22 protein-coding genes are annotated in these 17,788 nt (G+C 64.5%); 12 read left to right on the forward strand and 10 right to left on the reverse strand.

All coding sequences use genetic code 11. The annotated features are described in order from the left end of the window. The first annotated feature begins 137 nt into the window (after nucleotides 1-137). Entirely contained in the window at nucleotides 138-644 is a 507-nt protein-coding gene (locus ArtHe_RS16310) for a hypothetical protein (protein WP_248317893.1), read from the forward strand. Nucleotides 645-815: 171 nt separating this feature from the next. Here ArtHe_RS16310 and ArtHe_RS16315 read toward each other — a convergent pair whose 3' ends face one another. Continuing rightward, complete coding sequence (locus ArtHe_RS16315; RefSeq protein ID WP_248317895.1) at nucleotides 816-1,028, reverse strand: hypothetical protein; 213 nt, start codon at nucleotides 1,026-1,028, stop codon at nucleotides 816-818. A gap of 236 nt (nucleotides 1,029-1,264) precedes the next feature. On the opposite strand from ArtHe_RS16315, the gene ArtHe_RS16320 reads away from it, so the two are divergent. The 4 genes from ArtHe_RS16320 to ArtHe_RS16335 all read left to right on the forward strand — a co-directional run bounded on the left by ArtHe_RS16320 (nucleotide 1,265) and on the right by ArtHe_RS16335 (nucleotide 4,487). Then, nucleotides 1,265-1,990, forward strand: a complete 726-nt coding sequence (locus tag ArtHe_RS16320) for a thymidylate kinase (RefSeq protein ID WP_248317896.1) — start codon at nucleotides 1,265-1,267, stop codon at nucleotides 1,988-1,990. A gap of 37 nt (nucleotides 1,991-2,027) precedes the next feature. Continuing rightward, a complete protein-coding gene (locus ArtHe_RS16325) occupies nucleotides 2,028-2,576 on the forward strand; it encodes a TetR/AcrR family transcriptional regulator (protein ID WP_248317898.1) in 549 nt (182 codons plus the stop codon). Next, nucleotides 2,573-3,133: a dihydrofolate reductase family protein gene (locus tag ArtHe_RS16330; RefSeq protein WP_248317900.1), complete on the forward strand. Its 561-nt coding sequence runs from the start codon at nucleotides 2,573-2,575 to the stop codon at nucleotides 3,131-3,133. The genes ArtHe_RS16325 and ArtHe_RS16330 overlap by 4 nt, the downstream gene beginning before the upstream one ends. Before the next feature lie 328 nt (nucleotides 3,134-3,461). Further along, on the forward strand, nucleotides 3,462-4,487 hold the full coding sequence (locus tag ArtHe_RS16335; protein ID WP_248317901.1) for a low temperature requirement protein A: 1,026 nt from the start codon (nucleotides 3,462-3,464) through the stop codon (nucleotides 4,485-4,487). 8 nt (nucleotides 4,488-4,495) lie between these two features. Here ArtHe_RS16335 and ArtHe_RS16340 read toward each other — a convergent pair whose 3' ends face one another. Then, nucleotides 4,496-5,425 (reverse strand): LysR family transcriptional regulator, encoded by a 930-nt coding sequence (locus tag ArtHe_RS16340; RefSeq protein ID WP_248317902.1) that lies wholly within the window; start codon nucleotides 5,423-5,425, stop codon nucleotides 4,496-4,498. Between the two features lie 156 nt (nucleotides 5,426-5,581). Between ArtHe_RS16340 and ArtHe_RS16345 the strand changes: the two genes are divergently transcribed. The 4 genes from ArtHe_RS16345 to ArtHe_RS16360 all read left to right on the forward strand — a co-directional run bounded on the left by ArtHe_RS16345 (nucleotide 5,582) and on the right by ArtHe_RS16360 (nucleotide 9,406). Further along, nucleotides 5,582-6,961, forward strand: a complete 1,380-nt coding sequence (locus ArtHe_RS16345) for an MFS transporter (protein WP_248317903.1) — start codon at nucleotides 5,582-5,584, stop codon at nucleotides 6,959-6,961. 50 nt (nucleotides 6,962-7,011) lie between these two features. Continuing rightward, nucleotides 7,012-8,232 carry an FAD-dependent monooxygenase gene (locus tag ArtHe_RS16350; RefSeq protein ID WP_248317904.1) on the forward strand — a complete coding sequence of 407 codons (1,221 nt, stop codon included), beginning with the start codon at nucleotides 7,012-7,014 and terminating at the stop codon, nucleotides 8,230-8,232. After that, entirely contained in the window at nucleotides 8,229-8,849 is a 621-nt protein-coding gene (locus tag ArtHe_RS16355) for an NAD(P)-binding domain-containing protein (RefSeq protein WP_248317905.1), read from the forward strand. Before ArtHe_RS16350 ends, ArtHe_RS16355 begins: the two co-directional genes overlap by 4 nt. A 161-nt stretch (nucleotides 8,850-9,010) precedes the next feature. Further along, nucleotides 9,011-9,406, forward strand: coding sequence for an HsmA family protein (locus tag ArtHe_RS16360; RefSeq protein WP_248317906.1), 396 nt, complete (start codon nucleotides 9,011-9,013; stop codon nucleotides 9,404-9,406). Between the two features lie 168 nt (nucleotides 9,407-9,574). Here the strand turns inward: ArtHe_RS16360 and ArtHe_RS16365 are convergent, their stop codons facing one another. Together ArtHe_RS16365 and ArtHe_RS16370 are read right to left on the reverse strand one after the other, a co-directional pair. Then, nucleotides 9,575-10,084, reverse strand: coding sequence for a universal stress protein (locus ArtHe_RS16365; RefSeq protein WP_248317907.1), 510 nt, complete (start codon nucleotides 10,082-10,084; stop codon nucleotides 9,575-9,577). Nucleotides 10,085-10,096: 12 nt separating this feature from the next. Continuing rightward, nucleotides 10,097-10,375, reverse strand: a complete 279-nt coding sequence (locus tag ArtHe_RS16370; protein WP_248317908.1) for a hypothetical protein — start codon at nucleotides 10,373-10,375, stop codon at nucleotides 10,097-10,099. Nucleotides 10,376-10,651: 276 nt separating this feature from the next. Between ArtHe_RS16370 and ArtHe_RS16375 the strand changes: the two genes are divergently transcribed. Next, nucleotides 10,652-11,497 carry a class II glutamine amidotransferase gene (locus tag ArtHe_RS16375; RefSeq protein ID WP_066299560.1) on the forward strand — a complete coding sequence of 282 codons (846 nt, stop codon included), beginning with the start codon at nucleotides 10,652-10,654 and terminating at the stop codon, nucleotides 11,495-11,497. Nucleotides 11,498-11,574: 77 nt separating this feature from the next. On the opposite strand, the gene ArtHe_RS16380 is transcribed toward ArtHe_RS16375, so the two are convergent. From ArtHe_RS16380 to ArtHe_RS16400, 5 genes are all read right to left on the reverse strand, one after another. Then, nucleotides 11,575-12,366, reverse strand: a complete 792-nt coding sequence (locus tag ArtHe_RS16380; protein WP_248317910.1) for an NAD(P)-dependent oxidoreductase — start codon at nucleotides 12,364-12,366, stop codon at nucleotides 11,575-11,577. 24 nt (nucleotides 12,367-12,390) lie between these two features. Next, nucleotides 12,391-12,876, reverse strand: a complete 486-nt coding sequence (locus ArtHe_RS16385) for a GNAT family N-acetyltransferase (protein WP_248317911.1) — start codon at nucleotides 12,874-12,876, stop codon at nucleotides 12,391-12,393. Nucleotides 12,877-12,934: 58 nt separating this feature from the next. Further along, nucleotides 12,935-13,729 (reverse strand): NAD(P)H-dependent oxidoreductase, encoded by a 795-nt coding sequence (locus tag ArtHe_RS16390; protein ID WP_248317912.1) that lies wholly within the window; start codon nucleotides 13,727-13,729, stop codon nucleotides 12,935-12,937. A 1-nt stretch (nucleotide 13,730) separates the two neighbouring features. Next, nucleotides 13,731-14,336 (reverse strand): TetR/AcrR family transcriptional regulator, encoded by a 606-nt coding sequence (locus ArtHe_RS16395; protein ID WP_248317913.1) that lies wholly within the window; start codon nucleotides 14,334-14,336, stop codon nucleotides 13,731-13,733. A 131-nt stretch (nucleotides 14,337-14,467) separates the two neighbouring features. Then, a complete protein-coding gene (locus tag ArtHe_RS16400; protein WP_248317914.1) occupies nucleotides 14,468-14,950 on the reverse strand; it encodes a hypothetical protein in 483 nt (160 codons plus the stop codon). A 261-nt stretch (nucleotides 14,951-15,211) separates the two neighbouring features. Between ArtHe_RS16400 and ArtHe_RS16405 the strand changes: the two genes are divergently transcribed. Then, entirely contained in the window at nucleotides 15,212-15,913 is a 702-nt protein-coding gene (locus ArtHe_RS16405) for an EAL domain-containing protein (protein ID WP_248317915.1), read from the forward strand. 91 nt (nucleotides 15,914-16,004) lie between these two features. Further along, nucleotides 16,005-16,853, forward strand: a complete 849-nt coding sequence (locus tag ArtHe_RS16410; protein ID WP_248317916.1) for an aldo/keto reductase — start codon at nucleotides 16,005-16,007, stop codon at nucleotides 16,851-16,853. A gap of 125 nt (nucleotides 16,854-16,978) precedes the next feature. Here ArtHe_RS16410 and ArtHe_RS16415 read toward each other — a convergent pair whose 3' ends face one another. After that, nucleotides 16,979-17,767, reverse strand: coding sequence for an SDR family NAD(P)-dependent oxidoreductase (locus ArtHe_RS16415; RefSeq protein ID WP_248317917.1), 789 nt, complete (start codon nucleotides 17,765-17,767; stop codon nucleotides 16,979-16,981). Nucleotides 17,768-17,788 lie beyond the last annotated feature (21 nt).

Below are 17,788 nucleotides of genomic sequence, written 5' to 3' on the forward strand. Positions count from 1 at the left end.
TGGATCCTGGCGTTCGAGAATTGCAGGTCCGGTTGCCGGCTCAGCATCCGTCCAATCACGAATATTCGGTTTCACCCCAGGAAGCTCAACGATTGAACATTCCAGCGGCCCGGCCTACACAATCTCGGACATAAACGATGACGAGAATCCTCGGCGCCTTCGAGAGGGGAACTCCCAATAACCGACCGTTCCGGACGCTCATTGTTGCCGCCGCCGTCGTCGTCGGTATGCCCGCTCTGGCCGGCTGCCAATCCATCTTCAGGGACGATCCGCCATGCCTGCCTCCTGAGTTCTCGGCCAGCCCTGCGAGTGCCACGGTTGGTGGCCAGGTCACGGTGGCGGCTGACGATTCGGAGTGCAATCCCCGTTATGGGCAGGACGCCAGCATCAAGATCACCGTCACGGACTCCGCTGGCAATCAGGTCATCGACACGACGGCCCCGATGAACGACGCCGGTGGGTTCACCTACACGTTCAACGTGCCAGCCAGCACCGCACCGGGAGCGGGCTCCATTGTTGCTTACCCAGACGGCATCGACTGGTGCGACGACACCGGCCGGAACAATCGGGCACAAGTTGGCCCCCATAACTTCGCGCTCGTATCCTGCGTGATGCCGCAGGTGGCCATCGCGATACTTCCTTAGTGCGGGAACGTGCGGGCGGAATTGGAACCCTGCTCGTGGTCGCCGCCGCCCGCAGCATGTAAAAGTGCCAGCGATCGCTGGGGCACGAAGGACCTCCGGGATTGGTGGACTTGGATAAGCTCCGCCTTACCCGGAGGTCTCCTAGCGGTCATCCGCGCCGCGTGAACCAGGTTATTGGTCCTCGTGCTTCGCCTTGAAATTCTCGTTGTCGGCGTTCAGGCCTTCGGCCAGGTTCGAGTGGACCCGGGTGCGCGGGTCGGACTTGTCTTCGCCGCCGCTGCCGTCCGGAACATCTTCACCGAGGTCCTGCATGAAGTTGTCAGCTGCGTTCTCGATCGCATTTGACGGTTCGGGTTTGGGATCTTTCGCATTCGTGTCGGCCACGATGTCCTCCTCTGCCTTCGATTATCAGCAACCTTACGATCACCACGTTACTTACCAAAGCTGCTTGCTGGCCAGCGGGGCGCTCCGGTCGCTGAACCAGATCGCTGCGCGAGCTGGCCCGTGCGGTTTGGTGTTCCGCCTGCCATTTGTGATGGCCGTGAAGGGCGGAGATGCACGGTGGTTGACCCGTCCCGGCGTCCTGCTGCCACTCATGTTCACCAGCTAAAGTCTCGAAAATGACCTTCCACGACGCACCGGCGAGCTGGCGCGCGCTGATGCGCCGATACACCAGGCCTGGTTCGGGGAGAAGCATCGCGGAGTCCCGGCCCCGGGGCGCCGGGCGCAGGAGGGGACAGAGCGCCGTCGTGGTGGTGCTGGGCATTGACGGCTCGGGTAAGACAACCGCCGCGGGGGCCCTTAAGGATTTGTTTCCACCCGGAGAGGTGCTGGTTCTGGGGAACTACTCCGGACGGAAAACCATCGCTGGCTGGGGGCTGCGTTACCGGGTAGGGGTCCCGGTACGGATTGCCGACGCCCTCGAAACGGCAATTAGGGTGTCCAATGTCCTCATCAACCATCTGCGGGCCCGGCGCTTTGCGGGGCTGGTCATCATGGATCGGCATCTCTATTGCCAGGTGGCCTTGCGGAAGGCGCGCGGAATAGGTCCAGGAACTGCACTCCCGGTCCTGATGGGTCTCCTGCCGCAGGCCCATGTGGTGGTGTATTTCGATCTCCCGGCTGAACAGGCCTATGAGCGGATCAGGTTGCGGGGCGAGGATCAGGAGACCATCAACGGTCTCCGTAGTTTTCAGGCCGGCTACAGGGAACTGCCGGGTTATTCGGGTTTTCGAACCATCGACGCGGGTGGTCCCCGGGAAAGCATCCTCCTTCAGCTGCAGGACATCGTCACCCAGGTGATGCACGGAGACGCTGTTATCCAGCCGGAGTTGCTGGAAGCGTAAGAACCACCCGATTAGTAAACTGTGATTTACTAATTAAATGAGCAGACCACAGCGCGCCTCCGATGCAGAGTTGCTCGAACGCATCGACGCCGCCATGTCCCAGCGGCCGTCGATGGGCGCTTGGGGGCTGCACGACGTCGCTCCGGCCGCAGGCATCAGTCCCGCCGGGCTGATTAAGCGGTTCGGTTCCAAAGAGGGGCTGCTGCATGCCCTGACCCGAAGGTGGATCGATCGGATACCGGATGCGCCGGCAGGAGTCACAGATGAGTTGAACGAGCTTCGCGACTACGTCGACGCAAACTTCGCCGCCCCCACATCCGGATCAGCTGTTTTTGGCCTCGGTGAGCTGATGCGCGACCTCTGGTCACCCACCTCGGCGGACCTGCTCCGCGAGGGCTGGCGCAGGCAGGCGGACTACTTCGCCGCCCTCCTGGCATGCCTGCCGCTCCGGGACGGCATTGATCCTCGGGCAGCGTCCCTGACACTGCTCGACGCGCTTCACGGCAGCCTGTACCGCCGTGCTGTGGATCTGCAGCCGAGCACCCCTGCACAGACCCTGGATACTCTCCTGAAAGGCTGGACATGACTACCGATCGCACGTGGCGAGGATGTGTTTTCGTCGGCGCAAGCCTGGACGGTTACATTGCACGGCCCGACGGCGGCCTCTCCTGGCTCACCGACCCGTCGCCCCGGCCGCACACCACGGACTCGACAGCCCATCCAGCCCTGGTGTGGGACACGTTCTTCCCTGCCATCGACACGCTGGTCATGGGCCGTTCCACCTACGAGACCGTGCTTGGCTTCGATGACTGGCCCTTCGAGGGGAAACGCGTCATCGTGCTCAGCACCACCATCCCGGGTGATGACAAGGTGCAGGTCGTCCGCTCAGTTGATGAAGCGAAGCGGCTGCTTGAGGCCGAAGGGGCGGCTCGGGTGTACGTCGATGGTGGCCGCACCATTCAAGCGTTCCTGGGCGCCGGACTGATCGACGAAATTACGGTATCTATCGCACCGGTGCTCCTCGGCCGGGGGCGCCGCCTGTTCGGGGAACTGGACCAGGAGGTGCTGCTGACGCTCCGCGGCCATCATTCGACGCCCGACGGCGGACTGCTGCGGGCAACGTACGACGTGCATACCCGGTAGCAGGCGAGAGATAGGTGACAGACGCTGTCTCACAGCTGGCCCCTTCGCACCGGCAGACTCTGATCGTAGACTCGTTCCGTCCCAACCGAGTTCTCGGCGGCCACGTCACCCGAGCCCGTACCGCGCACCAACCGTGAGGTCCTTCCCCGGGCGGAGGCGACGCAGCGGGCCAGGACAGGCAGGCGGGCAGGAAGAGTATCCGCATGACGACCGTCTCCCGTTTCCGGCTCGAGCCCATGAGGCCGCGCAACCCGAACGAGCCCGGTAGATCCGCGTCCACCCTGGAGCTGTTCTTCGACCTCGTCTTCGTCGTGGCGGTGAGTACTGTGTGCAGCTGCATCATGAGCTCACCGAAGGGTACGTGGCCGATGGGATCCTGAATTACGCGATCGTGTTCTTCGGGATCTGGTGGGCGTGGATGAACTTCACCTGGTTCGCCACCTCCTTCGACACCGATGACTGGCTCTACCGGGTGCTGACCATCGTTCAGATGGGCGGCGTCCTTGTGCTTGCCGCGGGCATCGCGCCTGCCTTCGAGGAGCACGACTACTCGGTGCTGATCTTCGCCTACGTCGTTATGCGGCTGGCGATGGTGGTGCAGTGGCTGCGCGCCTCGCGGGGAGCCGGAAGCGCGCGCCGGGCGACCCTCATCTACGCCGGCGGGATCACGACCGTCCAGGTGCTGTGGCTGCTCTCCCTGTTGCTGCCGTCGTCGTTGTTCCTCCCGGGGCTGGTTATGCTTGTCCTTGCAGAAATCAGTGTGCCGATCATCGCCGAGGGCACCGGCTCCACACCCTGGCACCCGCATCACATCACGGAGCGCTACGGGCTTTTCACTCTCATCGTCCTCGGCGAGAGCCTCCTCGGATCCGCCAACGCCATCATCGAGGCACTGCAGGATACTCAGAAACTCGGCTCGCTAATCGCCATCGCGGCACTGGTGCTCATTGCGACTGCGGCTCTCTGGTGGATCTACTTCTGGCCGCCCCACCACCACGCGATCAGCAGCTTCTCCAGGTCCCTGGCTTACGGCTACGGCCACTACTTCATCTTCGCCGCAGCCGGTGCGTTCTCCGCCGGCATCGAGGTCGAAATTGACGTGCTCACCGGGCACAGCGAGCTGCACCCGCCCTGGGCATCGTTCGCATACACCGTCCCGCTGGCGGTATTCGTACTGGGAATCTGGCTCCTGGCGATCCGGCCCATCGCGGACCGGATCGTCAATACCGTCGTCCCGGTCGCCGGCGTCCTCGTTCTCGTCGACCCACTGATTCCGGTGCCCTTCGCGCTCACCGCAATGATCCTCGCGGGCACTGTCGCAGTGCTGGTCTGGCAAGGACCTGAACACGGATAACGGCTGGCTCACGCCTTCGTGACAGTCTCCCGCCGGCCGTAATCGCCGAGTTTCTCCACCGCGAAATCCAGAAGGGCCGAAGCGCGCGGCGTGAGATTCATATCCTCAGGCCAGATCCCGACAACATGAGAGACGGTGACGGGTGGGTCGAGGGGCCGCCGAACCACCGGCCGGCCCTCGGTGCTCATCGGGAGCCTGTTGGGCCGTGACATCAGCAGGCCATAGCCCACGCCGCGGCCCACAAGCGCCTCGACGAGGTTGGTCTGGCTGACCCGGGTTTCGATCCTGGGTTCAAGGCCGAGCGCGGTGAAGGCGTCGGTGACGTTGACGGTGCCGGGGGTCGCCTCATATTGGATGTAAGGCTCGCTGGCGAGATCCGCGAGGCTGACGGTGCTGGCCGACGCGAGCGGATGGTCCGGATGCAGGTGGACCTCCAGTTCCGTCGCGTAGATCTTCCGGCGCCGGTACCCAAGCGGGAGAGACACGTTGTAGACCAGGGCGACATCGAGATTTCCCGCCTGGAGCGCGGAAAGCAGTTCTTCGTTGGTGCCCACCATGATCTCCATGTGCACGCCCGGATGCCTCCGCGGGAAGCCTTCGAGAAGTTCGGGAACCACGTTGATGGCGAAACTCGAATAGCAGCCGAGCTTCACGGGCCCGCGCAGCTCCTCGGCCCGGCGGGCGCTCAGAACGAGCTCCTGCGTGTCGGAGATGATCCTGCGTGCCTGCTTAGCGAACTGCTGGCCGGCCGGAGTCAGCGTGAGGCCCCGCGCCTTGCGGCGCACGCACAATTGCTCCCCCACCGCATTCTCGAGGGAAGTGACCGCCTGCGACAGTGCGGACTCCGAGATGTGCAGATGGGCCGCAGCCGCGCTGAGGGTGGCGAAATTCGGCAACGCGGCGAACAGCTCAAGCTGCCTCAGGCTCACATCCGTCATAGCCGTCCTCTTCTCCGAACCAAGCTTCTTCGACTCAACCGAACTACATCCTCACATTACTGTGATTTACACGCAGAGATAAGCACCACAGCATTGGAGGAACAGCTTCCCGGGCCCTTCTCATTTGGGAGGGCGACAAAGACGTTAGGGACGAGAATGACCTCCTCTGCAACCACCCGAAGGCCCGCCTCCCAGCGGCGAATCGCCTTTGCGACAATCGTCGGCACCACCATCGAGTGGTACGACTTCTTCATCTACGCGACGACCGCCGGGCTCGTGTTCGCGCAGCTCTTCTTCCAGCCCGCGGGCGGGGAGATCGGCGTGCTCCTCTCCTTCGCCACGGTCGGAATCTCCTTCCTCTTCCGCCCCCTCGGCGCATTCCTCGCCGGGCACTTTGGTGATCGGATCGGCCGGCGGGCGATGCTCGTCCTCACGCTTGTGCTCATGGGGGTCGCGACGACGCTCATCGGCTTGCTGCCCACCTACGCCCAGATCGGCATCGCCGCGCCGATCCTCCTGCTCCTCCTCCGCATCCTGCAGGGTCTCTCCGCCGGCGGCGAGTGGGGCGGGGCGGTACTGATGGCCGTGGAACACGCTCCCGCGAACCGCCGCGGCCGCGCCGGCTCCTGGCCGCAGCTCGGCGTTCCTCTCGGCTTCCTCCTCGCCTCGGGCATAACGGCCCTCATGACCGGCGTCATCTCCCCGGGCGATGCCTACCTCGAGTGGGGCTGGCGTGTGCCGTTCCTGCTGAGCATTGTGCTCATTGTTGTGGGCTTCGTGATCCGCCGTTCAGTCGAGGAGAGCCCGGTATTCACCGACATCGCCAAACGGGGCAAGCAGAAGCAGGTTCCGGTCGTGACGCTGTTCAGGCGGCACTGGTACCTCGTGATCCTCGCCGCGATCGTATTCGCGGGCAACGGCACCCTGGGCTACATGACCACGGGCGGGTTCCTCAACAGGTACGCGATCAACGTACAGAGCCTCGACACCACATCGGTGCTCCTGGCGGCATCAACCGGAGCGGTGGTGTGGTTCTTCTCGACCCTCCTAGCCGGTTACCTCTCCGATGTGATCGGCCGGAGAAACACGTTCCTCATCGGCTTCGCGCTGCAGGCCGCCGTCGTCTTCCCGGTCTTCTGGCTCGTCGACCACGGAGGACTGCCCGGGCTCTACACCGGACTCGTCCTCATCTCCACCAGCCTTGGCCTCACTTACGGCCCGCTGGCCGCGTGGTACTCGGAGATCTTCCCGGCGTCGATCCGCTTCTCCGGTGTCTCGATCACCTATGCGATCGGGGCGATCCTCGGTGGAGCTTTCGCACCCATGATCGCCCAGATGCTCCTTGAGGCCACGGGCACGACGGCGGCCGTCTCCGGTTACCTTCTCACCGCATCCGTCCTCGGAGGCATTGCGACCCTCTGCCTGCGGGACCGCTCCGGCATCCCGCTCGGGTCCGAGCACGAGGCCGTGCAGGCAAGCGGCGCCACGATATTCACCCCGCGCGCTGCCGCCAAGGAGTTCTCCGGAACGCGATAGGGAATCACATGTTTTGCGCAGTACAGATGCAGTACAGATAGGGAGAAATAATGGTTAGTCCCACCACCAGAATCGCGGTCGTCGGCGGAGGGATGGGCGGGCTCACCGCTGCCATCGCCCTGACCCGGATCGCCGGCGTCCAGGTCACAGTGTTCGAGCAGGCCAGCAAGCTCGGCGAAGTGGGTGCAGGGGTCACGGTGGCACCGAATGCCCAGCGCGTGCTGGACACGCTCGGTGTGCTGGAGCAGGTCAAACGCGCCGGGGCGGTCCCGGACGGGCACGGCGTTTACCAGGATGCCATGGGCAATCTTGTCACCGACGCAGCCTGGGAGGATTCGGGGCGGCAATACCGAAACATCGGCATGTACCGTCCGGACCTCATCAATGTCCTGGCTCAGGAAGTCGACCCCGAAACGATTCGCCTCAACCAGCGGATCGCGTCTGTTCACACGCTGGACACCGGTGTCCGCATCGATTTCGAGAACGGCGGGAACGAGGATTTCGACGCCGTCGTTGGTGCGGACGGTATCCATTCGGTGGTGCGCAAATCCGTGCTGCAGTATCCGGAGCCCGTTTACTCCGGCTACATCGTCTACCGCGGAGTCGTTGACGCGTCCCTCCTCCCCGACGACTGGCGCATGATCAGCCAGGTATGGATGGGCAATCAGCGGCACTTCATGTGCTATCCGCTCCAGAACCGGAAGTTGTTCAACTTCGTCGCCGGCGTGCCGAGCGACCGGCCGCTCAACGGTCCCTGGTCCGGGCCGGCGGAGGTGAGCGAGCTCGCCGCCGAATTTGCCGGCGAGGACTGGGACCCGAGGCTGCAACGCTTCATCGCGGCCATTGAGAAGACTTTCTGGTGGGGCCTGTTCGACCACGAACCCCTCACCAACTGGTCCCGCGGGCCGATCACACTCCTCGGCGACGCAGCGCACACGATGCTGCCGCACCAGGGGCAGGGGGTGAACCAGGCGATCGAGGACAGCATGGCGCTTGCCATCTTCCTGAACGCCGCAGAAACCACCGCCGATATCCCCGAAGCATTCCGCCGCTACACCTCGGTCCGGATGCAGCGCACCGCGATCCTGCAGCACGGTTCCCGGCGGGCCGGGGCCATGTTCGATGCACAGTATGAATTCGCGGACCTCAAAAAGCGCGACGCCGACCTGCGCGTCGGGCGGGATTTCCGGCGAAGCGCGGTATTCGATTACGACGCGCAAAAGGTTGCCGAGAGGGCACTCACACGATTCAGGAAGGTCCAGTTCGCATGAGAACCATCAGCATTATCGGAAGCGGCAAGATGAGCGCGGCAATCGCGGAAGTCGCTGCCCGGGCCGGCGCGGGTATCCAGATCATTCGGCGCAGTACATCGAGCTCATCGGGGGACCGGCCGGATGTCACCTACAGCAGCTTCGGCGACGAGCTCACCGGCGACCTTGTGGTGCTCGCGGTCCCGTATATTGCCTACGCCAGCATCCTGGAGCACTACCGGGACCGGTTCGCCGGCAAGGTCGTCATCGACATCAGCAACCCCATCGACTTCAGCACCTACGATCAGCTGACTTCACCCGCCGATTCCTCCACAGCCGCAGAGCTCGCCACACAGCTCCCGGAAAGCGCCGCCGTCGTGAAGGCGTTCAACGTCAACCTTGGCGACACGCTGACCTCCGGCACGAACGGCACCACGACGACGACCGTCCTGTTCGCCGGAGATTACGCCGAGGCGAAAATCGCCGTTGCGGACCTGATTGAGGCGGCGGGAATGCGGGCGGTCGACGTCGGCCCCCTGTCGCGTGCGCGGGAACTCGAGGCGATGGGTTTCCTGCAGATCGTGTTGGCGGCACTCGGTAAGACCCGTAATGAATCAGGATTCACCCTGCTGCAGTGAGGAGAGGGTGGTGGTTCCCGGGCGTCCGGGAATCACCCCCTCGTGTTCTTAGCAATCTGCAGCTGTGGGTGCAGCCCGATAAAGCAGGATCTTATGGGCCCTGAGATTAGTTCAAGCCCCGGCCTGGTCCCTTCCCCGCAAAGCACCTGTAGCCTCAGAGCATGCTTGTGCCAGCAATTATCATCATCACGGCTGCTCTGGTCTTCTACACGATTGGTGTGTGGTCGGAGCACCGGCAGCGCGTCCTGAAGTGGTGGCATGCTGGATTTTTTGCTCTCGGGCTCATCTGCGATGCCACCGGCACCTATCTCATGTCCCAGCTTGCGCAATCAGGGGATGCCAATTCAGGCGGGACCGGGGCGGGGCTCAACGCCATTATGGCCGTCACCGGCGCCATTGCTTTGCTCCTGATGGTGTTCCACCTCGCCTGGGCGGTCATCGTGCTGGTCCGCAACCGCGAGGCGGAGAAGGAGCGCTTCCACAAGTTTTCCCTCATCGTCTGGGGGATATGGCTGGTTCCCTACGTAACAGGGGCCCTCGGCACCAGCCTCGGCTGATCCGGGACTCCGCACGGTCCCGGATGCCCCGAAGCATCCGCTCGGTCATGACCAAACTGACCATCTCGACTGGCTCCACAAGGGCCCCGGCCCAGCCGGTGAGATATTTGTACCGCTCGCGGACCACGAGCCGCGTCGTCCCGTCCGGAAGGCGCCGGGCCCGGCCTCTCACTGCGCTCTTTTCCACGGCAGATCGGCATCGTCGAGGACGGGGTTCAGCGGGATCACCACCACGGGACGGTGCTGGCGGTGGGCCAGCCGAATGGCTACGGAACCGTTGAGAAACTCTTCAACAGAACCCCGGAACCCCGACTCCCGGGTACCAATGACGATCAGCGCTGCGTCCAGCTTCTCGGCCAGCCGCGCAAGCTCCTGCGCCGGACCACCCGCCAGTGCGCGCACCGACCACTCCACAGGTTTAGGGTCCAGGACCGCGGCGATCTCCGCGCGCAGCCGGGGGTCGAACTCCTCGCTCGCTTCGAACGGCAGATCCGGATTGAGCGGCCTCGACACCACCGTACCGTCCGGCTTTTCCTCGACCTTCTCGCTGGAGTCGTCGACGTGGGCGCAGACCAGATCCGCACCGAGACGGTCGGCCAGCCCTCCGGCTGCTTCGACCACTGCGGCAGCAGCGCCGGCTACAACACCAACCAGGACGTGGGGATTGGGGCTGGGCATCTGGCGGACTCCTTACTTGGGGGCGTACTCCACGGCTTCGGCTCCTTCGCCGCTGGCGTCCGCAGAACGGATCACCAGTGAAGCCGTGACCAAGGTGACCGAAAGCAGCGCGCACGCCACCAACAAGATCAGGTGGGTCAGCGATACCAGCACGGCTATGGGGGCTGAATCCCAGACCCCGGGACGCAGCACAAAGATCAGGCTGTCGCCAAGGCCGAAGTTCCGATTGATGAAGGGACCCAGAACGATCAGGACGACGGCGGCCAGGCCGAGCCGGGTTCCGAATCTCATCGTTGATCTGGCCAGAGCTGTGCCGGACATCTTGCTCCCAGGGGCTGGTCGGTGGGCTCATCCCAAAGATCTGCGATTGCTTGGCCCTGAGTATGGGCGAAACCGGCAGCGGTATCAACACTTTGCGGGAACCAGATTCACCAATTAGCCAGCTGCTATGGAACTTCCCCTCGTTCCGTGCTCCACTATTTTCACGGCCCGAGCGATGTGATGATCGTGAAGCCCACCCCCTCGGACCGCCGGTTTGGAATCCGGCCCGATCCGAAGGAGACGACAATGTGTCGTTGGCTAGCATATTCCGGTTCCCCCGTCCGCTTGGACGACCTGCTCTACAAACCCACCAACTCCCTCGTTATGCAGAGCAAACACTCGCGGCTGGGCGCCGAGACCACTAACGGGGACGGGTTCGGCGTCGGCTGGTACGGCACCGAGCCGATTCCCGGGCTCTTCCACAGCACCGAGCCTGCCTGGCACGACCGCAACCTGCGCGAACTCGCAGCGCAGGCCTCCGCCGGCCGCGTCTTCGCGCACATCCGGGCCACCACCGGCACGGCCGTCCAGCAAACGAACTGCCACCCGTTCCGCCACGGCAAGTGGCTCTGGATGCACAACGGGGTGCTCGGGGACTTCCCGAAGGTGAAGCGTGACCTGGCCATGGCGGTCGAGCCCAGCCTCTACCCGGAGATCGAAGGATCAACGGACTCCGAGATGTTCTTCTACCTCGCGCTGACCTTCGGGCTGGAGCGCGATCCCCGCGCGGCGGTCGCTGAGGCAGTGGCATTCATCGAGGATGCCGGGCGGGAGCACGGCGTTGAACACCCCATCCAGATGACAGTCGCAACGACCGACGGCGACACGACCTGGGCCTTCCGTTACTCCAGCGAGGGCAACTCGCGGTCCCTCTTCGTCAGCAGCGACATTGCGACCCTCCAGGCCCAGTACCCGGACAATGAAGTGCTCAGCGGGCTCTCGGACGACGCTCGGTTGGTAGTCTCCGAACCGCTGGGAGATCTCCACGGTGCCTGGCAGGAAGTACCGGAAGCCACCTGCATCGTCGTACACGGCGGCGAGCAGGAGCTGTATCCGTTTGCGCCCTCGGTTCCGATCGCCACGGCAGTCTGAGCCGACGGCGCTGCGACCCTTACACGTGGTTCCAGCATCGGGACTGGCCAACTGGGTGCTCGTGACGCTGTTCGCAGCTACGAGCGCATCTTGTCGGTTGAGTACTCCTTGGCAGCGTAGGCGCCGCCCTGTGGCAGGTTTGGGTCAAAGCCTTCCGGTGTTCCAAGCCGGGCTGCATCGTCCTCGGGGATGAACCCGACGGCCTCTCCCGGTTCGAGGTCCCACCACCGGCCGGTGTTCGCTGAGACGGCGTAGAAGACGGCGGCGTGTTCCGCCGTCGTCATCGCCGCTAGGAACGCCCGAACCGCATCCGATGGACTCAGCCATGTCCGCTGCTCACGCGCGGAACCCGGACGCTGTTCATAGCTGCCGATGCGCACCGCAACGGTGCTGACGCCGAACTTGTCCGCATAGAGCCGGCAGAGGGCTTCGCCGGCAACCTTAGACACTCCATAGAAGCCGTCCGGGCGGGGCGGCATCTCGGGTGTGACCGGAACACCCGCAGGGTACATGCCGGTCAGCCGGTTGCTGCTGGCGTAGACCACGCGCGCTACACGGGTCCGGCGGGCAGCCTCAAGGACGTGATAGGTCCCAACGATGTTCACCTCCGCCAGGTCATGGAAATCCGCTTCATCGGGGATTCCGCCAAGGTGGATCACACCATCCGCGCCCGCGAACAGCTCCGCCAGTGAACTCAGGTCACTGAGATCGGCCGTCACCACGTGATCGTGCGGGCCAACCGGCACCACGGGCCGTATATCAGTGGAGACCAGCTCGACCTGCAGCGCGGAGAGCGCCTGCCGCAGGGCAGACCCAATCGTTCCCGCAGCACCAGTGATTACCCAGCGGCTTCCCGCAACATCAGCCATGCCCCAACCGTAGTGGGCGTTGGGTCACATCACTGGATGAACATGCTCAAGTACCTTTTCGCCGAGGGACTTGCTGAAGAGCAGATAATCGCCGTCCTGGCCTGCGGGGTTATAGCCCGCACCCTGGTAGAGCAGGCGGGCCGGGTTGCTTTGGTGAACGCCGAGTTTCGCCACGCCGGCTCCGCCGACGCTGGCTCTCTGCTCGAACGCCTCCAGGAGGAGCTTCCCGAGTCCTTGGCGGCGGTGGCTGTGAAGGACCTGGATCGAGACCAGGGTTGCGGTGCCGCGGTCGGGGCGCCACATCGCAAACCCTAGTGACTGCCCGTTTGCGTCCACGCAGAACAGCGTATGGGGGAGGCAGCCGATCCAGAGAGCGAGGTTCCGGTCCAGAGCGGCCTGCCACCCCTGGAGTGCAGCCGGCTCTATGGTCTCGATGTACCCGCGCTCCTGCCGGAGGATGAACGGCAGGTCGTTTACCCCGGCAGGTCGAAGGCGTGTTGGCGCGATCATGGGACAGAGCATCTCACGCCGGGTTCAGGCGCTTCACCACGCCAGGCAACGTAACCGCCTAGTCAGCCAGGTGAATCCCGAAGTCGGTCCGGCCGGGCAGGATGTCCGCGCGCAGGGCACGGGTGCCGCGGTAGTCGCCGTCGCGCAGGCTGCGGAAGCGGCGGGGGGTCTCCGCATCCAGCTCGTCCAGCCGCTCCCGCAGCCGCTTGATCTCCCTCTCTGCCCGGGCTGGGTCCAAGGTGTCGGCGTCGTACACCACGTGCAGATCCAGGGTCTCGATGCCCGTGTACCAGAGCACCCCGTGGGTGATCGGGAAGAGCAGGGTGTCAAGGTCCCCACTGAGGCCGCGCGGGCCGATCGTACGTTCGTCTTCGCCGGCGGTGACGACGACGAGCGCCCGGCGCCCGGTCAGCCCGCCGTCGCCGTAGCGCCGGGGGATACCCAGCTCGGGGTCCAGGTCCCCGTAGGCGAAGCTGTCGGTGAGCACGCGGTCGAACCAGCCCTTCAGGATCGCCGGGGGACCGTACCACCACAGCGGGAACTGCAGGACCAGCAGCTCGGCCGCCGCCAGTTTGGCTTGCTCCGCCTGGACCTCGGACGGCAGCTGGCCGGCGGCGTAGGACTGTCCCGCCTGTGCCGCGAGGTTGCCGGGAACGCCGGCCAGGCCGCCGAGGTCGCCGTCGCCCAGGACAGGATTGAAGCCTTGGGCATAGAGGTCGGACGTCGCCACCTCATAGCGGGTGGAGAGGGCCTCCACGCCCTCGCGGAATAGCCGCCCGTTGAGGGATTCGGCGCGGGGGTGGGCAGCCACCCAGAGGGCACTTCCCGGCGTCGGGGGATGGGAAATCGGCATATCAATCCTCCTGGGTGGGGCCGTTGCGGCCGGCGACGGCGAGAACGATCGTGGTGAGCGTGCCGCGGGCCTGGTCGGCGCTGATTCTCCCGCTGAGTGCTGTCCGGGCCAGCGCATCGCCGGCGCCAATGATGGACTGCAGCGCGGCGAGGTCGACGGGGCCCGCGAACGGTTCCAAAGCCGACCGGCACCTGGCGAGGTAGGCGTCCTCGGCCTCCTGCCGGATGCCAGCCAGGGTGGCGGAGCCGGCAAGGGCAGCGACGACGTCGGCCAGCTCCCGGCCTTCGGCGACACAGCAGTCGATGTACGCGCCGGCGACCAGTCCCGCCACCACTGAGAGTTCTGGTTCGGCATTTGCGAGGGCGGTGGCCAGCGTGCTCCGCTGCCGGGCCTCGAATTCACGGTACAGCTCGGCGAAGACTCCGGCCCGGTCGCCGAAATGGTCATAGACCAGCGGCTTGGTTACGCCGGCCCGGTCGGCGAGCCGCCCGAGGGTAAAGTCATCAGTTCCGGCGTCCCGGATGAGCTCGCGGGCCACCTCCAACAGCTGGATCCGGCGCTCAGGTTTGGAGAGCCGCCGTCGTGCCGTGGTGCGGACATCCGTCATGCTGGCTCCCGGGCGTAGGCAACTTACTGCTGGTAACTTACCGTTGGTAACCGCCCGTGTCTAGGGCATTGGCCTGCTTTTTCGGGAGCTGCCAGGGGGGGCAGTGACCTCTGCGCCGGTGGCAGGCTGGGTTAGGCGCCGGCCCCGTAGGGCGCGCACCGCTCCTCAAGTTCCGCGGCAGCGGCGGTCCAGGTGTCGGCGTTGAATGTCCAGGCCCGGCCGGGCTTTTCAGCCTGCAGGATGACGTTTCCAGTGGCGGAAGACAGCTCTTTCACCAACGGCGCCAGGTCAGCGGGTGCGTCCTTGGCGATGGCGAGGACTTCCTCGTGGAGCGGGCGCGCGTCCTCCGCGCTCATCTCGACGCCGCTTGTTCCGTCGCCGATCCGGACCACGGAGATCACCTGGTTCAGCGGTCCTTTCCCGTCCGTCCCGAGGAGCTTGAGGCAGGTCTGCTCTTCGGTATCTTCGACCGAGGCTTCGGTTGAGGGCTCGGCAGAGACCGAGCTGGGAGGTGGCGAAGGCTGAGCTTCAGCCTCCGCGTTGGCAGCGCTGCAGCCGGTGACGAGCAGCAAAGCTGCGACAGTAAGGACAGGGCCAGCAGCTGTTTTTCTCATCGTTCCCCCGGGAATCGTAGACAGTCGTCGCACCCTAGCACGCGGGCGTCCGGCAGGGTCTTCCGCCGCGGCACTGGCGTGTACAGGACCGCGGCAGATCTGCAGACTGACCTGGATAAACACTCTCAAGAGACGCGGCGGAATTGCACCTGGGATAAGGGATAACCGTCGTACGATACGGGAACATAAAACCAGCGAATGAGGGCACATATGGCATGTGAAGGCTGCACGACCGCTCCAAAACTTGATTTCGATTTCAGCATGGCGTTCCAGCCGGTTTACGACGCCGTTGCTGGCCGCGTCTGGGGCTATGAGGCGCTGGTCAGAGGCGTGGCCGGCGAGGGAGCCTACGAGGTCCTGTCAAAGGTGTCGCCGGAGCAGCGGTACCGCTTCGACCAGGACTGCCGGGTCAAGGCCATCGAACTCGCCTCGCGGCTCTTCCCCGCGGGGGAGGACCTGGTGCTGTCGATTAACTTCATGCCAAAAGCGGTCTACGAACCTGCAGCCTGCCTGCGGGCAACCCTGCAGGCGGCCCGGAAGTTCAGCTTCCCGATGTCCTCCATCATGTTCGAGTTCACCGAGAACGAGGAAGTCGCGGATCCCGCACATCTCACGAACATCATCACCGAATACCGCAAGCACGGTTTCACTACCGCCCTTGATGACTTTGGCGCCGGCCATGCAGGGCTGGGCCTCCTGTCCGAGTTCCAGCCGGACCTGATCAAAATCGATATGAAGCTCATTCGCGGAATCGATACCAGTCCGGCCCGCCGCGCCGTCGTGGCGGGAATTCTCGGCATCGCCAAGGAACTCGACATCACCCTGCTGGCAGAGGGCATCGAGACCGAAGCGGAATTCCGGGTCCTTGAGGCAGCCGGCATCCGCCTGTTCCAGGGGTACTGGTTTGCGAAACCAGCCTTCGAGAAGCTCCCGCCGGTGCGTGCCGGACAACTGATCGCCTGAGGGCCGGCCGGCGTCGTGCCGAAGGAGGTACTGCCAGTACAAGGAACGCTGGTCCCTTGTGGTGCGCGGCCGGCAGGAGTGGGATAGAGGCATGCAAACAGTGACTCTTAACAACGGCATCGAGATGCCCGTCCTCGGCTTCGGCGTTTACCAGGTCGGCAGCGAAGAAACCGAACAGGCCGTCACGGCCGCTTTGAACGCGGGTTACCGGCTGCTCGACACCGCCGCGGCCTACGGGAACGAGGCAGCCGTCGGTGCTGCCATCAAGCGTTCCGGCATTCCGCGCGAGGAACTCTTTATTACCACCAAGCTGTGGATCCAGGACGCTCCCGCAGAGGAGAACACCAAGCGGGCGTTCGACACGTCGCTGCAGAATCTGGGGCTGGACTACGTGGACCTCTACCTGATCCACCAGCCGTTCGGTGACTACTACGGTCAGTGGCGGGCCATGGAGCAGCTGAACAAGGAGGGCCGCGCCCGTGCGGTCGGTGTCTCCAACTTCGCCCCGGACCGGCTGGTGGACCTCATCACCAACAATGAGATCGTCCCCGCGGTCAACCAGATCGAGACCCACCCGTTCAAGCAGAACACTGACTATCAGGAGCTTATGAAGGGTGACGGAATCCAGATCGAGTCCTGGGGCCCCTTCGCGGAGGGCAGGAACAACCTGTTCACCAATCCGGTGCTGTCGGAGATCGGCAAGGCGCACGGCAAGTCCGTGGCGCAGGTTGTGCTTCGCTGGCTCATCCAGCGCGGCGTGGTCGCCATCCCGAAGTCCGTCAATCCGGACCGCATGGCCCAGAATTTCGACGTGTTCGACTTTGAGCTCACGCCCGGCGAGATGTCGGAAATCCGCGGCCTGGATACCGGTGCGTCGCAGTTCTTCGACCACGCCGACCCGAACGTGGTGCGCGGCCTCAGCGCCCGCCGCCTGGGCTGAACTCCCCGCCTGGCACCCGGCTTGCCTCCGGTGGGCACAGAACGGCTGGCACAGAACGACGGCGGTGCGCTCCGAAAAAGCAGCGCACCGCCGTCGTTTTCTGCCTGCAAAGCGCAGAGGGCTGTTTAGGAGAAGTTGATGCCGCCGTCGATCAGCACCGTCTGGCCGGTCATGTGGTCCGAATCCGGTCCGGACAGGAACGAGACCAGCTTGGCGACGTCCTCGGGCTCCGACACCCGGCCGGCCAGGATGTTGTCCACCTGGGCCTGCAGGGCGCTGCCCCGCGGGGTGCCGTCCCGCTCCGTGAGCCGCTCATCGATCAGATCCCACATGGCAGTGCCCACCACGCCGGGGGCGTAGGCGTTCACCGTGATGTTGTACTTGGCAAACTCCATGGCCGCTGCCTGGGTCAGGCCGCGGACGGCCCACTTGGTGGCCGAGTAGGACGCCAGCACGGGGAACGGCCGGAATGCCACGATCGACGCGGCGGCAATGATCTTCCCGCCGGTGCCCTGGGCAATGAACTGCCGCGCAGCCGCCTGGTAGCAGTAGTAGACACCCTTGATGTTGACGTCCAGCATCCGGTCCAGGGCATCGGGCTTCACATCCAGGATTTCGTCCACCTGCGCGATGCCGGCGTTGGCGATCAGGACGCTCAGGTTCCCCAATGCGTTGGTGCCCTCGGCAACCATCCGGGTCACGTCGTCGGGATCTGCCACATCTCCGGTGACTCCGACGGCGCGGCGTCCACGGGACTCGACGGCACTGACGACGTCGTCAATGTTCGCCTTAGCACCCGGAACATCGGCAACGATGATGTCCAGGCCGTCGTCGGCGAGCCGTTCCGCGATGGCCCGGCCGATGCCCCGGCCTGCTCCGGTGATCAGGGCAACGCGGTTTTCATTTTCTGACATGGGATTCTCCTCTTACTGGGT

The organism is Arthrobacter sp. Helios, from assembly GCF_023167125.1.
Taxonomy (GTDB): domain Bacteria; phylum Actinomycetota; class Actinomycetes; order Actinomycetales; family Micrococcaceae; genus Arthrobacter_B; species Arthrobacter_B luteolus.

Bases quoted from the DNA above. Each gene is read 5' to 3' on its own strand.
- ArtHe_RS16355 (WP_248317905.1), top strand. From the start codon at position 8,229: ATGAGAACCATCAGCATTATCGGAAGCGGCAAGATGAGCGCGGCAATC.
- ArtHe_RS16410 (WP_248317916.1), top strand. From the start codon at position 16,005: ATGCAAACAGTGACTCTTAACAACGGCATCGAGATGCCCGTCCTCGGC.
- ArtHe_RS16325 (WP_248317898.1), top strand. From the start codon at position 2,028: ATGAGCAGACCACAGCGCGCCTCCGATGCAGAGTTGCTCGAACGCATC.
- ArtHe_RS16365 (WP_248317907.1), bottom strand. From the start codon at position 10,084: ATGCCCAGCCCCAATCCCCACGTCCTGGTTGGTGTTGTAGCCGGCGCT.
- ArtHe_RS16330 (WP_248317900.1), top strand. From the start codon at position 2,573: ATGACTACCGATCGCACGTGGCGAGGATGTGTTTTCGTCGGCGCAAGC.
- ArtHe_RS16385 (WP_248317911.1), bottom strand. From the start codon at position 12,876: ATGATCGCGCCAACACGCCTTCGACCTGCCGGGGTAAACGACCTGCCG.
- ArtHe_RS16395 (WP_248317913.1), bottom strand. From the start codon at position 14,336: ATGACGGATGTCCGCACCACGGCACGACGGCGGCTCTCCAAACCTGAG.
- ArtHe_RS16370 (WP_248317908.1), bottom strand. From the start codon at position 10,375: ATGAGATTCGGAACCCGGCTCGGCCTGGCCGCCGTCGTCCTGATCGTT.
- ArtHe_RS16360 (WP_248317906.1), top strand. From the start codon at position 9,011: ATGCTTGTGCCAGCAATTATCATCATCACGGCTGCTCTGGTCTTCTAC.
- ArtHe_RS16405 (WP_248317915.1), top strand. From the start codon at position 15,212: ATGGCGTTCCAGCCGGTTTACGACGCCGTTGCTGGCCGCGTCTGGGGC.
- ArtHe_RS16380 (WP_248317910.1), bottom strand. From the start codon at position 12,366: ATGGCTGATGTTGCGGGAAGCCGCTGGGTAATCACTGGTGCTGCGGGA.
- ArtHe_RS16415 (WP_248317917.1), bottom strand. From the start codon at position 17,767: ATGTCAGAAAATGAAAACCGCGTTGCCCTGATCACCGGAGCAGGCCGG.
- ArtHe_RS16350 (WP_248317904.1), top strand. From the start codon at position 7,012: ATGGTTAGTCCCACCACCAGAATCGCGGTCGTCGGCGGAGGGATGGGC.
- ArtHe_RS16375 (WP_066299560.1), top strand. From the start codon at position 10,652: ATGTGTCGTTGGCTAGCATATTCCGGTTCCCCCGTCCGCTTGGACGAC.
- ArtHe_RS16310 (WP_248317893.1), top strand. From the start codon at position 138: ATGACGAGAATCCTCGGCGCCTTCGAGAGGGGAACTCCCAATAACCGA.
- ArtHe_RS16345 (WP_248317903.1), top strand. From the start codon at position 5,582: ATGACCTCCTCTGCAACCACCCGAAGGCCCGCCTCCCAGCGGCGAATC.
- ArtHe_RS16320 (WP_248317896.1), top strand. From the start codon at position 1,265: ATGACCTTCCACGACGCACCGGCGAGCTGGCGCGCGCTGATGCGCCGA.
- ArtHe_RS16340 (WP_248317902.1), bottom strand. From the start codon at position 5,425: ATGACGGATGTGAGCCTGAGGCAGCTTGAGCTGTTCGCCGCGTTGCCG.
- ArtHe_RS16390 (WP_248317912.1), bottom strand. From the start codon at position 13,729: ATGCCGATTTCCCATCCCCCGACGCCGGGAAGTGCCCTCTGGGTGGCT.
- ArtHe_RS16400 (WP_248317914.1), bottom strand. From the start codon at position 14,950: ATGAGAAAAACAGCTGCTGGCCCTGTCCTTACTGTCGCAGCTTTGCTG.